14 protein-coding genes are annotated in these 14,609 nt (G+C 37.8%); 9 read left to right on the top strand and 5 right to left on the bottom strand.

The features are described 5' to 3' along the window. Positions 1-31: 31 nt before the first annotated feature. A complete protein-coding gene (locus I573_RS03545; protein ID WP_016185209.1) occupies positions 32-886 on the bottom strand; it encodes an RluA family pseudouridine synthase in 855 nt (284 codons plus the stop codon). A 180-nt stretch (positions 887-1,066) separates the two neighbouring features. Between I573_RS03545 and I573_RS03540 the strand changes: the two genes are divergently transcribed. Together I573_RS03540 and I573_RS03535 are read left to right on the top strand one after the other, a co-directional pair. Further along, positions 1,067-3,268 (top strand): PBP1A family penicillin-binding protein, encoded by a 2,202-nt coding sequence (locus tag I573_RS03540; protein WP_016185208.1) that lies wholly within the window; start codon positions 1,067-1,069, stop codon positions 3,266-3,268. Between the two features lie 134 nt (positions 3,269-3,402). Beyond that, positions 3,403-3,879 (top strand): GNAT family N-acetyltransferase, encoded by a 477-nt coding sequence (locus I573_RS03535; RefSeq protein WP_016185207.1) that lies wholly within the window; start codon positions 3,403-3,405, stop codon positions 3,877-3,879. Between the two features lie 45 nt (positions 3,880-3,924). On the opposite strand, the gene I573_RS03530 is transcribed toward I573_RS03535, so the two are convergent. Further along, the gene (locus tag I573_RS03530) at positions 3,925-4,119 is read right to left on the bottom strand and encodes a hypothetical protein (RefSeq protein WP_016185206.1); all 195 of its coding nucleotides are present in this window, start codon (positions 4,117-4,119) and stop codon (positions 3,925-3,927) included. Between the two features lie 138 nt (positions 4,120-4,257). On the opposite strand from I573_RS03530, the gene I573_RS03525 reads away from it, so the two are divergent. The 4 genes from I573_RS03525 to I573_RS03510 all read left to right on the top strand — a co-directional run bounded on the left by I573_RS03525 (position 4,258) and on the right by I573_RS03510 (position 9,564). Then, entirely contained in the window at positions 4,258-4,602 is a 345-nt protein-coding gene (locus tag I573_RS03525) for a YlbF family regulator (protein ID WP_016185205.1), read from the top strand. 124 nt (positions 4,603-4,726) lie between these two features. Beyond that, complete coding sequence (locus tag I573_RS03520) at positions 4,727-5,932, top strand: metallophosphoesterase family protein (RefSeq protein WP_016185204.1); 1,206 nt, start codon at positions 4,727-4,729, stop codon at positions 5,930-5,932. Then, positions 5,920-8,577, top strand: coding sequence for an ATP-binding protein (locus tag I573_RS03515; protein WP_016185203.1), 2,658 nt, complete (start codon positions 5,920-5,922; stop codon positions 8,575-8,577). The genes I573_RS03520 and I573_RS03515 overlap by 13 nt, the downstream gene beginning before the upstream one ends. A 24-nt stretch (positions 8,578-8,601) precedes the next feature. Further along, on the top strand, positions 8,602-9,564 hold the full coding sequence (locus I573_RS03510) for a 3'-5' exoribonuclease YhaM family protein (RefSeq protein ID WP_016185202.1): 963 nt from the start codon (positions 8,602-8,604) through the stop codon (positions 9,562-9,564). A gap of 14 nt (positions 9,565-9,578) precedes the next feature. On the opposite strand, the gene I573_RS03505 is transcribed toward I573_RS03510, so the two are convergent. From I573_RS03505 to I573_RS03495, 3 genes are all read right to left on the bottom strand, one after another. Continuing rightward, entirely contained in the window at positions 9,579-10,610 is a 1,032-nt protein-coding gene (locus tag I573_RS03505; protein WP_016185201.1) for a peptidylprolyl isomerase, read from the bottom strand. A 146-nt stretch (positions 10,611-10,756) separates the two neighbouring features. Continuing rightward, complete coding sequence (locus I573_RS03500) at positions 10,757-11,110, bottom strand: YtxH domain-containing protein (RefSeq protein ID WP_016185200.1); 354 nt, start codon at positions 11,108-11,110, stop codon at positions 10,757-10,759. Continuing rightward, entirely contained in the window at positions 11,107-11,538 is a 432-nt protein-coding gene (locus I573_RS03495; RefSeq protein WP_016185199.1) for an HIT family protein, read from the bottom strand. Before I573_RS03495 ends, I573_RS03500 begins: the two co-directional genes overlap by 4 nt. Positions 11,539-11,701: 163 nt before the next feature. Between I573_RS03495 and I573_RS03490 the strand changes: the two genes are divergently transcribed. The 3 genes from I573_RS03490 (at position 11,702) to manA (ending at position 14,576) form a co-directional block, all read left to right on the top strand. Next, on the top strand, positions 11,702-12,511 hold the full coding sequence (locus I573_RS03490; protein WP_016185198.1) for a VOC family protein: 810 nt from the start codon (positions 11,702-11,704) through the stop codon (positions 12,509-12,511). A gap of 66 nt (positions 12,512-12,577) precedes the next feature. Next, positions 12,578-13,585, top strand: a complete 1,008-nt coding sequence (locus I573_RS03485; protein ID WP_016185197.1) for a serine hydrolase domain-containing protein — start codon at positions 12,578-12,580, stop codon at positions 13,583-13,585. 43 nt (positions 13,586-13,628) lie between these two features. After that, positions 13,629-14,576, top strand: coding sequence for a mannose-6-phosphate isomerase, class I (gene manA, locus I573_RS03480; protein WP_016185196.1), 948 nt, complete (start codon positions 13,629-13,631; stop codon positions 14,574-14,576). Positions 14,577-14,609 lie beyond the last annotated feature (33 nt).

Genomic DNA, 14,609 nt, shown 5'->3' with positions numbered 1-14,609 from the left:
AACGCCTGAACTCATTGTTCAGGCGTTTTTTTTATTCATGAAACAAACTATTCTTTGTTTCGATGTTTAAATGTTGTTTTGTAAACGGGTGGATCAATTCAATCTGTTTAGCATGAAGATACAAACGATCACTGGCTTTTCCGTAAAGGGGATCACCGATGATGGGATGACCGATTGCATGTAGATGCACACGAATTTGATGGGTACGTCCTGTTTCTAGGATACAAGTAATCATCGATTGTTGTGCAGTGGCTGCCACAACATGAAAATGGGTCACAGCCTGTTGACCATTACGAGGATCAACGACACGTTTTCTACGATCATGACGATCACGACCAATTGCTAAGCGAATTGTTTGGTCGTGTGTCAGCTTTCCTTTCACGATTGCTTGATACGTACGGTGGATTTCTTTTTGTTCCAATAAACGACCAAGTATCGGCAAAACGAGTGGATTTTTTGCAAATAATACGACGCCACTCGTTTCTTTATCTAGTCGATGTACGATATATCCTCGTTCTTGTTTTTGAGCTAAGTAAGCTTGAACATGATTAAAAAACGTCCCAGTCTCACCAGGTTGGTTTGGATGTGTCTTGATTCCAAAAGGTTTATTTGCGATCAGTAAATGTTCATCTTCAAATAAAACGTCGATGTCAGGATCTCCAAGTGGAATTTCTTGAAATGAATAATCACTTTCTTCTAAAGTTAAGCTGATTTGATCATGAGGATGAACTTCTTCATGAAATTTTACTGGTTCTCCGTTTCGCTCAACATGTTTTCTAACGCGTAAAAAGTGGCGTACTTTACGAGGGACAAGCCATTCTTGTTCAAGTAGGTCGCGAACAGTCATAATAGGTTGATTTGCAGGTAGTGTAATCTGATATTTCATAAACGATCCTTTCATAGATACCGATTTGAAGTCTGGACTTTAAGTATTTTTTAACAAAAAAACAATTTTTCCATAGCAAACTCATGATACACTATCTAGGATGTGATTTGAAGAAATTCCGACTCTAGATGGATAACAATTGAATAAACGTCATGTATAGTAAACATAATGGAGGAGATTATGGAATTTAAAGAATGGATGATCAAATTATGGCGCTGGCTGAAAGAAGCCGCAATTATCAGTTACCAGTGGATCAAAAAAGCGAGCAGTAAAAGTTGGAAATTTAGCAAACCTTATTTGATTCGTTTTCACCATTTTCGTAAGCGAATCTGGAAAAAATATCATATTAATAAAGTATTGATCCTACTGGGAATGATTGCGATTCTTTGTACGAGTGTCTATTTATTTTATGTCGCAAAAACGACGAATGTTTCGGAATTAGAATCGGGACTAAAAGAGTCAACGATGATTTATGACAATAAAGGAGAAAGTGCTGGGAAATTATACGAGCAAAAGGGCGCGTATATCCAGTTAACTGAAATGTCTCCTTATCTGGTCGATGGCGTGATCTCAACGGAAGATCGCAATTTTTATACACACCATGGATTTGACATTAAAGGGATCGGACGAGCTGCGATGCGATTTGTTATCAATCGTGGGGCCTCAGGTGGTGGAGGAAGTACGATCACACAACAATTAGCAAAAAATGCGTATCTGACGCTAGATCAAACCTTTACTCGAAAAGCTAAAGAAATTTTCTTAGCGATCGAAATTGAAAAACATTACAGTAAAGACGAAATTTTAACGATGTATTTAAATACATCCTATTTTGGAAATGGTGTGTGGGGCGTACAAGATGCTTCTGAAAAATATTTTGGTGTGAATGCAAGTGAATTGTCACCAGGAGAAGCGGCCACGCTGATCGGTATGTTGAAAGGACCTTCTTTATACAATCCAATCGACAATCTAGAAAATGCAACGAATCGTCGAGATACCGTATTGCAACTGATGGCAGAAAATCAAAAGATTTCTCCTGAAGTAGCCAAAGAACAAGCGGCTATTCCTTTAGACTCTTTGCTTTCTGATACGTATCAAGCAAGTAACGACAGTTATCGTTACCCGTCGTATTTTGATGCTGTCATCGATGAAGCAGTAGATCAATACGGATTAGATGCAGATGATATTTTAAATCGTGGATACAAAATTTATACAACATTAGATCAAAATCAACAGCAAGCGATGCAAGATACGTATACTGTTGATGGCTATTTCCCTGATAATGCTGAAGATGGCGAGATGGTACAATCAGCAAGCGTTGCAGTTTCTCCAAAAGATGGCGGTGTGACCGCTTTAGTTGGACGCCGTGGGGAATCTGTTTTTCGAGGCTATAATTTTGCTACTCAAATGAGACGCTCACCTGGATCAACGATTAAGCCACTAGCAGTTTATACACCGGCATTAGAGGCAGGTTACACACCGGCAAGCACATTAAAAGATGAGCCACTGAGTTATTATAAAGCAAGCAACTATAGTCAAACCTATTCTGGTGAAGTCCCAATGTACCAAGCTGTAGCACAAAGTTTGAACTTACCGGCTGTTTGGCTATTGCATGAGATTGGATTAGATAAAGGCTTTGATAAAGCCAAAGAATTTGGATTGTCTTTATCTGATGAAGATAAATATTGGGGATTGGCTTTAGGTGGTCTAAAGTATGGAGAATCTCCATTAACAATGGCCGCTGCTTATAGCGTCTTTGCCAATGGTGGAACGTATTACAAACCTCATTTGATCACGAAGATCGTCGATTCGACTGGAGCTGTGATCGTGGACAATAGTTCTGTTAAAGGAAAACGGATTATTTCTGAAAAAGTGGCTACAGCGATGACGAGTATTTTACTGGGAACATTCTCAAATGGAACTGGAGTTTTAGCTGATCCAGCAGGATATACGGTAGCTGGAAAAACCGGAACGACTGAAACGAACTTTGACGCGTCTAAAGTAAATGACCAATGGGTTATCGGCTATACGCCAGATTTAGTGATCGCAACGTGGCTAGGATTTGAACGTTCAAGTGAATCACATTATCTACAAGGAACGAGTGAAACCGTAGCTGGTTTGATTTTCCAAAAGGTAGCGGAAAATATTTTGCCTTATACAAGTGGGTCGACCTTTGATGTAGCCGATGCATATCAAACAGATGGTGTTGTCATGTCGATCAATGAAGCTGAGGCCAAAGCAAAAGAAGATGCGAAAAGCTCTTGGCAAAAAGGGGTCGATGAGATCACCGAAAAAACTAAAGAAGGCTTACAAACGGCCGGTGAAGCAATCAAAGACACTACTGAGAAAGTTTGGAATGGTGTTTTAGATAAATTATGGCGTTAAGTTTAGCTTAAGGTAGCAGTGGTAGTATCTAAACATACCCAAACAAACCAATTTTTTTCATTTCTTTCTCCCTAACTCACTAGTCCCCGCTAGTGAGTTTTTTTGTTATACTACTAGCTAAAGGAGTGGATAAGATGACTGTTACGATTCGTTTTGCGACAAAAGAAGATGTGCCGACCATTTTAGCTTTTATCAAAGAGCTTGCGGTATATGAAAAATTACTAGATGAAGTGGTGGCTACGGAAGCGTTATTAGAAAAATATTTATTTGAAGAACAAAAGGCAGAAGTGATTTTAGGTGACGTTGCAGGAAGACCGGTTACGTTTGCTTTATTTTTTACTAATTTTTCGACTTTTTTAGGAAAACCAGGACTTTATTTAGAAGATCTATATGTAAAACAAGAGTATCGGGGTTACGGACTAGGTAAACAGATGCTAGCATTTCTAGCTAATTTGGCACTAGAACGAGGATATGGCCGTTTAGAGTGGTGGGTATTGGACTGGAATGAGCCATCAATTGCATTTTATAAACAATTAGGCGCGATTCCTATGGATGAATGGACGACGTTTCGTGTGACAGAAGATAAGTTAGCGCTTGTGGCTAAAGGATAAAATAAAAACGTTCAGTTTGTGATGAGCAAACTGAACGTTTTATATTTAAAAGAAAATATCGATGATTTTTCCCCAGATCTCCGAAAAACCGCCGACGATAATGGCTGTGATGGGAATCAAGGCCCAGATCCAACCGTGGTAATTACTTTTTTGTTCCAATTTTAGCTGCAGATTTTCATTTTCCAACCGCAAATAAGCATTTTCTTGTTCCAATTGTGCAATTCGTTCTTCTTCTCCCATACCAAAAAACCCCTTTTCTTTTTAGTATAGCAAATTCTTAAGAACCAGTTGTCAGTCTTAAGAAGTAGCTAGGACTTATTTTGTCAGGATCCTAAATAAATGTTACAATAATATCAGTAAATTTATTGGAGGAAGATCATGGCAAACATTTATGATATCGCAAACGAATTAGAACGTGAGATCCGTGCAACGGAACAATACCAAGCATTACAAGAAGCTTTTGCAAAATTAAAAGCAGAAGAAGAAGCCTATGCATTATTTAAGGAATTCCAATTATTCCAACAAACGTTACAACAAAAAATGATGGCTGGCGAAGAAATGGCTGAAGAAGATGCAACAAGAGCACAAGAATTATCGCAAGCGATCCAAACACAAAATGCAATTGCTGACCTTATGGAAGCAGAGCAAGCATTTAGTGTATTGATCAACGATATGAACAATATCGTAATGACGCCAGTACGTGAATTATACGAAGAAGCCTAACCATTCAAAACACGATTCCAATTTTGGAATCGTGTTTTTTTAGCGAACAAACTTTCGCCTAGTAACTGACTTTTAAAGGTCCCTATGATAAAATAAAACGACTAGGAAAGTAGGAGTGAAGCGCATGATTCGATTTATTCATTGTGCCGATCTTCATTTTGATCGTCCATTTGAAGGAATCTCTGCGATCGATGAAGAGCAAGGACAATTTTATCAATACAATAAGCAAACCTTGATCAATATTGTGGACGTCGCGATCACAGAAACAGTTGATTTTGTACTATTTGCAGGGGACACATTTCATCAAAATCGACCAACGCTTAAAACGCAACGTCTATTTTTTGAGCAAATGAAACGATTAGAGCAAGCGGGAATCCAATGCTATCTTTCGTTTGGAAATCATGATTTTTATGATGCGACACGGTATTGGTTTGATTTTCCCAAAAATGTTCATTTATTTACGACAGAAGATGTAGAAACGGTCGTATTTAGTAAGGAAAATGAGCGCTGTGCAATTAGTGCCTTTAGTTACACGAACCAATGGATCGAGACCAAAAAAGTAAATGATTATCCAGTAAGAAGCACGACTGATTTTCATATTGCGATGTATCATGGGGAAATGGGAAGTACCCGTTATGCGCCATTCCAGTTAAGTGAGATGCAAAAAAAAGGCTATGATTATTGGGCATTAGGACATATACACGTTCCGATGGTCTTACAAGAAGCACCACCCATTATTTATGCCGGAACACCGATGGGCCATTCAAAAAAAGAAGATCAAGTCAAAGGGGTCGTGTTGGTTACGTTACAAAAGGGGCAAACAGCTGTTTATCATTTTTGCGATGTCGCTGCAGCCAAATGGCAAAAAATCACGTACTCGTTCTCAGATATCCAGGATAAAAAGTTAGCTTTAGCACGACTACAGCAACCTTTAACTGAACAAACACCAAGCTTCTATCAAATTCAATTAACAGATACAGAGCAACTGCCGCAAAACTGGTTAGAGGATCAAGAAAAAAAAGAAGTTATTGCATATATCAACCGTTATGCGAAAACGACGCAACAATGGATCTATGCCATCATAGATAAAGGTGAAAGTGACGCTATTCGATTTACCTTTTCAGTTGATGCGAAACAGATCCAAGCTGCGATTGAAGCTGTTTCTGATCCAGAAGTTTTTGAACAACTGATTGAAGATTTACGCAAACAAACACAAACGAGTCGGTTGGTCTCATCAGATAGTTTTCGAATGGAAGTTCTTGAAACCGTTTATACAAAAGTAAAGGCAGAATTTTCACTGAAAGAAGGTGAGTCTTCATGCGAATCTTAAAAGCGGAAATTACCGGATTTGGTCATTATCGCCAGCAAGTCTTTGATTTTGATGCACATAATCAATTATTTTATGGTGAAAATGAAGCAGGTAAATCCACTCTTTATCAATTTATATATGCGATGTTATTTGGATTTACGAAAAAATCTGCTAAAAAACGCGACTATACACCACAAGATGGTTCTGCTTTTGGTGGAAGATTATGGATCGAAACTACAACACAGCACGTCATAAAAATAGAACGATTTCGTCAAGTCGATCGCGGGAAGCCTAAAATTTGGGTTGAGGATCAAGAAGTCGATACATCGCTAGACGAACTGATCGCGCCGTTAACTTCACAGATGTTTCAAGATATTTATACCTTTCAACAAGAACAATTGTCGCAAATCGATCACTTACAAGATCGTGATTTTCATGAAGCGTTACTTTCTTTAGGAATCAGTGGTAGCCAACAATTGATTGAAATGGTGAAGCAAGAAGAACGCACAAGTCAACTGCTATTTCGACCGCGTGGACGTAATTTACCATTGAATCAAAAAATCGTAGCGCTAGAGCACTTACAAGAAAAAATTTTAGAAAAAGAACAGCAAGAGGCAACTGTTCAACACTTGTATCAGCAGTTAAGTGAAATGAAACAAGAAAGTCAGCAGTTGGATCAACAGGTTCAAAAAGCACGTTTGAAACAGCAACAGTTTGAACAGCAACGCTTAAACTGGCCGTTATATGAAGAATGGCAAGAACTGAAACAAAGCCAACCAACAACTCCATTATCGCTTGAAACACAGCAAGAAGTCGAACAAATTTATCAACAGTACCAAACGATTCGTCAGACGATTCAAGTAAAAACTGATCAAATCGCACAAATCGAGCAAGACCAAACTTCTGAGCGTTATTTCTTTTATTTAGATCATGAAACGGAGATCAAGCAATTAAAAACGCATTACTTAGCGATCATGAATGCATTTGAAGAAGAAAAACAACTCTTGCGTGCACAACAAGAAATCAAAAGCCACTTAGACTATTACGCGCAACATTGGCGTTTTACGAAAGAAGCACCTCCACAGAGTATCGATGAACAGCTTTATGAAGAATTAACGTACTTAGAACAAAATCAGATGAATCATCAGCAATTATCAGAAAAAATCAAGTGGTACCAAGAACAGCAACAGCAATTAGAAGTAGATGTCACACAATTAGAAGAACGTTTGCTCAATTTAGAACCAGAAACGACTACGATAAAATCTCCACTTGTTGTGGCAAGTTTAGGTGGAGCGATTGGTGTAGGCTTATTCTTTTTTAATATCTGGTTAGGTCTTGGGCTCATCGTAGTATCTATCGGATATGCCACGATGCGATTACGGCATAAACCAGATCATACAGCTATTGACCTATTAAAAGAGCAATGGCAAGCACAATTGGCTAAAAGTGCTCAGGGACAAAAAGAACTAGCATCGTTGCGACAAGAATATGAAGTGTTAAACAAACAAGAAAATGAGAGGATTCAACGCTTGCAGCCTTTTTTTGGCAATGCGCCACAAGAGCAATGGTACGAGATTTTACAGACGTATCAACAAGAATCTACCCGATTTTACGAATGCATCGAACAAGAAAAAGAAATTCAAGCAAAGCTTGCGACGATCGAACCGATATTAACGCAAACTCTTTCTTTGCTAAAGCCATTTTATGCGTGGTTTTCAATCGCTACATTGCCTTTGGATCAGCAAATCCAAATGATTTTTTCCTTTGATGAAGAGATGCAACAGATCAAACTAGAACGTAGTCAAAATCCAAGTATGCAATTGGCTCGAGAGATCCAAGCGTTGCGGCAACAAGAAAAAACACTTTTAGAGGATGCTAAAGAGCTGTTTGATAAAGGGGACATCACACAAATCGATGAAGTTCCCTTGTTATTGAAGCAGTGGACAACTAGACGTGAGAATGTGAAGCGACAAGTAGAATTAGAACAGATGTTAGGACAATTGTTTCCAAAGCCAATCAAAAAAGCAAGATGGGAACAAAACATTGCTGAAAATGAAAAGATGTTAGCCGATTATTTACTGTCTTATAAAGAGCAGACGTTAAAAATCCAACGTTTAGAGTTAGAATTAGAGCAACTTCAAGAAGATGGAACTTTGGATGAATGGTACCAAAGACGGGCACAATTAGAAGATGAAGTCCGTCAAATGAGCGTGACATGGGCGAGTCAAAAAGTACATGCAGCATTGTTGACACAACTGGCCACAACTCGTTCTGAAGACCAATTTCCACAATTGATGGCAAGAGTTAGTGAATATTTCAGCCTATTAACAGATCAACGTTACCAAGAAGTCTTATTTTACAATAAAGAATTGCGTATCGTCACCCAACAAGGACAATCTGACATCTATCAATTGTCGACAGGAACAAAGGATCAGTTGATTATGGCCTTTCGCTTTGCTTATTTAGCGTTACAACAAAATTATGGGCCTGTGATCATCGATGATGGCTGGTTGCATTACGATCATAAACGCAAGTACCATTTAGCTAAACTTTTTGCTAATTTTGGTCAAGACAGACAAGTCATTTGTTTGTCTTCTGACCGAGAAATGGTAAGCTATTATCAAGAGTTACAACAAGAAGTCAAGATGTTCAAAGAAGGGATGTGACGAGCTTCTAAGTGAAGCCGATCAATGAAAAAATTAAGAGAATTAGTTGTTGATGAAACGTTTCAATTATTCGTATTGATCAAACAAGCCGATGTTCGTACCGCAAAAAATGGTAAAAAATTTATTGCTTTCACCTTTCAAGATGAAAGTGGTGCGATCGATGGAAAATTTTGGGATGCTTCAGAAGAGGAGATTACAAAATTTGAAGCGGGAAAAGTCGTGTGCCTTGATGGAAAACGTGAAGTGTACCAAGGAAATCCACAAGTAAAAATCATTCATCTGCGCTTGAGTAAAGAGGGTGAACCGAACGATCCAAGTCTATTTATGGATCGACCACCGGTAACGAAAGAAGATATGGAAAATTATATCAGTCAGACTTTCTTTGAGATCACTACACCGGCTTGGAATCGAATCGTACGCTATTTATTTACACAGTATCATCAGGAATTTTTTACGTATCCTGCAGCTAAAGTCAATCATCATGCCTTTAATGGCGGTCTAGCCTATCATACGATGACGATGTTGCGTTTGGCGAAATCGATCGTTAAAGAATATCCTGATTTAGACGAATCTTTACTCTATGCTGGCGTATTGCTACATGATTTAGGAAAAGTGATTGAACTAAGTGGTGCGATCGCTACCGAGTATACACTTGCAGGAAATTTGATTGGTCATTTAGTCTTAGTGGATGAAGAAATCACAAAAGCGTGTCTTGCACTTTCGATCGATCCGGCTAGTGAAGATGTTTTACTACTACGTCATATGGTCTTATCTCATCATGGATTATTAGAATATGGTTCACCAGTAAGACCAAAATTAATCGAAGCAGAAGTTTTGCATCAAATCGACAATTTGGACGCTACGATGCAGATGCTGTTAACGGCTAAAGGACAAACCGATCCTGGAAGCTATACGTCGAGTATTTTTGGGTTAGATAAACGTCGCTTTTATATTCCAGCTACACAAAAAAACAAGGAACTCGAGTGAGTTCCTTGTTTTTTTTATTTACTTGAAGAAGTTGTTGATTCTTCAGTTGCACTTGAAGAAGTTGCTTCAGATGAATCAGTCGCTTTTTCAGAACTAGTTGTTTCTTTATCTGAGCTAGTTGTTGCTTTAGAATCAGAAGTTTTTGTATCGACAGCTTGTGTGAATGTTTCTAAAACAGAACTGAATGCAGAATCTTTGATTTTTACATTTTGATCTTTTAGCACTTCACCGATTACTTTTGTTGTAAAGTCAGAATCATTCAATTTCGTTTCTTCAGCGATTTCTTTTAATTTATCTTTGTATTTATCCATATCGTTTCCTTTAGATGAAGTTTTCACCATTTTTACGATATAGAATGTTTGTGTATAAGTTGAAGTATTCGTTACCGCGATTGGATCAGAGATTTCACCATCTTTAAGTTTCCAAGCAGCTTCTTGAACTTCTGCAGGAATCGTTGTAGAGGTAGAATCAAATTTCACTGTTCCGCCGTCATCTTTAGTTGTTGTATCGACTGATTTTTCTTTAGCGATTTTCGCAAAATCAGCACCATCTTTACTTACTTCTTCTTTGACAGCTTTTGCATCATCTTCAGAAGAAACCGCGATAATTTGTGCTTCTACTTCTGGATGGAATGATTCCCAAGCTGTTTTCAAATCAGCATCTGTTAATTTAATGTGAGCTTTCAAACCAGCTTCCATGGCTAATTGTTGTTTGATTGTTTTTTTGTAGCTTTCTTTTGTATAACCAGCAGCTTTTAATTGAGAATCAAATGTATCTCCATATTGTTTTGCTTGCTCATCGTATTTGGCATCAATTTCTTTTTGAGTCACTTTATCGCCATATTTATCTTCAAATGCTTGATAGATGATCATGTTGCGTGCTAATTGTTGGTTAGCAGAAGTGTTTTTTGCTTCATTGTAAAATTGTTCTACTGTAATTTTGTTGCCTTTCATTGTTGCGATATCTTGATCGCCAGTATTTGAACAAGCACCTAGAATCAACAGGCTTAGTGCTGTTGTGGCAGTTAATAATAATTTTTTCTTCATGTGGTTTAAAACGCTCCTTGTCATCATAATAGTAAATCGATTCAATTTCTCACAAATATTACTATACCATATATTTTTTTGAAAAAAAGAATATGTAAAAGGTTTCGGATAAAATTCATAAATTCATCAAGTTTTCTTTAGAAAAACTAGTTCAATTGCTCAAATTTTGCTTTCGCCTCGGCTAAATGTTGCTGTAGCGTGCTGACTTGTTCATTCACGCGCTCAATACGAGGGGTGAGTTGAAATTCGAAGGCATCTAAATCTTTCTGGAAGGCTTTCGTAGTTTGAGGTACTAAATGATCGATCGCGTGTTTTGTACGCTCGACTTGTTGTTTCACTTGATCTAAATCGGCTTTGGTTTCTTCAAAGTGATCTTTTGAGTAGACTACATATTCACGTAATTCTTTTTGCAAAACGGTTCCTTTTTTAGGAGCAAATAATAATCCTGTGACGCCACCGATACCCGCACCAAAAAATAAGCCTTTTACGAAATCTCTCATCCTTGACTCACCTGCGCTTTGATGGTCTCCGCTAGAGTCGCCAAGTCTTTTTCTGTATACTCATCCATATGACTACCAAAGTGCATCGAAAAATCATCGTCTTTTCCATAACGTGGAATCAAATGGATGTGAGAGTGAAAGACAGATTGATATGCGATTTCTTTATTATTGTTTACTAAATTTAATCCTTCCATTTCAGGAAATGCTTTTTCAAGTGCTTTAGCAATTTTAGGTACACGAGCAAAGACCGCTGCAGCTAATGTATCTTCGTAGTCGAAAATGTCTGTAACGTGCTTTTTAGGAATAATCAGTGTATGTCCTTTTGTCACCTGAGTGATATCTAAAAAAGCATACACTTCTTCATCTTCATAAACCTTATAGCTTGGGATATCTCCAGCAATAATTTTGCAAAAAATACAATCTTCCATAAAAATAGCCTCCTCTGGTCTTTATTTCCTTTAATTTTAGCACAGAACATCTAGAAAAGAATAGATAGAAGGTGATTTTGAACGGGTTTTAGCCTTTTACTTGCTAGTTTAGGTCTTTATCAGTAAAATAAAGCAAGAAACTTTGAGAGGGGACCTTAACGAAATGGTAAAATTTCAATTGGGCGCAAGTGCAACACTTGCTTCAATGGCAATTCGTGTAAAAGACCGTGATAAGATGATCCATTTTTATCGCGATGTTGTTGGTTTTGCGTTAAAAGGTGAAGAAAATGCGTTAGCGATCATGGGAATCAGTGATGAAAAAGCTGAATACCTGTTATTAGAGGAAAGTCCACGCGCAGATCAAGGGATTGGAAAAATCAAAAAAATGGCTCATTTTTCATTAGTGATCCCAACAAGAGCTGAATTTTTAGCAACGATCCAACGTTTGAAGAATTTTGGTACAGAATTAGTCGAAGTGGCGGTTGAGCCATTGACGATTGCATGTAAAGATCCTGAGGACAATGGGATTCAATTTATTTACCGTGACGATGCGTTAGATCCAATTTATTCTTTAGAACAAATTCATACCTTGACCATTGATGAAACACCACGTTTGAGTTCTACTGTTTTCTTTGGTCCATTTAATTTAAATGCTTTTGAAATTGCGAAAGAACAAGATTTCTTACAATCACAATTAGGCTTCGTTCCTTCAGAAGATAATATGATTTTTCAAAATGATACGTTAGAAACAATGGTGACCTTAACACCTGTAACAGATGATCCTAGCCAATATGAAGCACATGAAATCATTGGATTGGAATTTATTCGCTTTATCTTGACCCAAGAAGACTTGCTGTTATTAGAAGCTCATTTTGTAGAACAAGACGTGGAGTTTTATATCGATCAAAAAAAATCGATCTTAACGATTTATGATGCATTAGGTGTCGAATGGTGGTTTGAGCGTCAAAAATAAGAACAAAATATAACATGAAGCGATCATTCAAAAAAAGAATGATCGCTTTTTTTTTAGGAGAAATCAATGTTTGAACGGACAAAAAAAGAAATTGAACGTTTTTATCATGAAGGAATATATAAAGGTTATATCACCACATTTATCGATCATGAGCAACTTGAGTCTATAGTGCAAGGGGAGGCAGCCATTTATCCTGAGCATGAAAAACTAACAAAAGACCACTATTTTGATTTGGCTTCGTTGACTAAGGTGATCGGAACGGTCAGTGTCTACTTACGCCTACTCGAACAAAAACGAATTCAGTTAGATCAAAAATTGGCTGAGTACTTACCAGAATATCAAGATAAAACGGTGACGATCAGACAGTTGCTGACCCATACTTCTGGAATAAACACATGGATCGAAAATCGAGATCAATTATCGCCTGAAGCCCTGCGTGAAGCTTATCTTGTCCAAAAATCTGGTAAAATGCAATCAAAAGAGATGAAATATACGGATACAGGATTTATTTTATTGGGAATGGCATTAGAACGCTATTTTGAGTTACCCTTAGACAAGGTGTTTCAACAAGAACTATTTGCCCCTTTGAAAATAAATGAAATACGATATGGACCGATTTCTCAGCCACAGGCAGTCGCGACCGAAAAAATCGGAACTACCGTATTAAAAGGAGAGATTCATGATCCTAAAGCGCGTATTTTAGGCCAAGCCGGACATGCTGGACTATTTGCCACTAATGCGGCGTTGATCAAATTCGTGCGAGAATACTTAGCACCAGTCCCGACAGTGTATCAAGCACGAACACTAGATGCTTTAGCACAAGATCATACCGCTCATCAACTCAACCGAAGTTTAGGATGGGAGTTAAAAACGATAGGAACACGTTCTGTATTATTTCATACAGGATATACGGGAACCTTTATCTTGATAGACCGAGTAAAGCAAAGAGGTTGGATTTTTTTATCCAATCGCGTACATCCAGACGATCACCGTGAAGCGTATATCGCAAAACGTGATCGATTAATTCAGCTTTATTTAGAAGAATCTGAAAAAGAAGATCAAAAGCAAATGTAAGCGTGTTATAATCGGAACAGAATGCAAATAAAGGAGCGATTTAATGGAACCGTTATTTTTTAAACCCGTTTTTCAAGAGAAAATTTGGGGAGGCAATCGTTTAGCAGAAGTGTTTGGCTTTACTTTACCTAGTGAAAAAATTGGTGAAGATTGGGCAATTAGTGCGCATAAACACGGAGTAAGTTTAGTAGAAAATGGTCCTTATAAAGGCAAGAACTTAGCTCAGTTATGGTCAGAGGAGAAAGCTTTATTTGATTTTCCAACTGAAAAAGAATTTCCCTTACTTGTAAAAATTTTAGATGCAGAAGATGATCTATCTGTTCAAGTTCATCCAGATGATGCTTATGGACTAAAGCATGAAGGAGAGTTAGGCAAAACAGAGTGTTGGTATATTATCGATGCTGCTCCTGGAGCGGAAATCATCTATGGACATCACGCAAAAACCAAAGAAGAATTTGCTCAAATGATCGAAGAGCAAAAATGGGATGAGCTATTTCGCCGTGTCCCAGTGAAAAAAGGTGATTTTTTCTTTGTACCTAGTGGAACGATCCATGCCATTGGAGCAGGGATTTTAATCTTAGAAACACAGCAAAGTTCAGATACGACTTATCGTGTATATGATTACGATCGTACAGACGATCAAGGAAATACAAGAGAATTGCATATCCAACAATCGATCGATGTGTCGACGATTCCTGCGACGTATCCAACACCTGAAATCAAAGAAACACGCAAAAATACCTCTTCAATCACAACTTATGTACAGACGCCATTCTTCAATGTCTATGAATGGGATGTAAAAGGGATCTTAGAACTAACAAAGCAAGCTCCGTATACGCTGATGACCGTAATCGAAGGAGCAGGAGAGTTAGTTGTAGAAGGACAAAGTTACGAATTGAAACCAGGTAGTAGTTGTCTATTACCGGCACAAATCAATACTTGGACGATTCAAGGGGAAGTAAAAATCATTGCTTCAGAGCCAGGAAAATAATCCACAAAAAAACCGATAGTTTCGACTATCGGT

Source organism: Enterococcus sulfureus ATCC 49903 (genome assembly GCF_000407605.1).
Lineage (GTDB): Bacteria > Bacillota > Bacilli > Lactobacillales > Enterococcaceae > Enterococcus_G > Enterococcus_G sulfureus.
The sequence above is the reverse complement of the archived record's forward strand: the minus strand, read 5'-3'. Positions and strand labels throughout refer to the sequence as shown.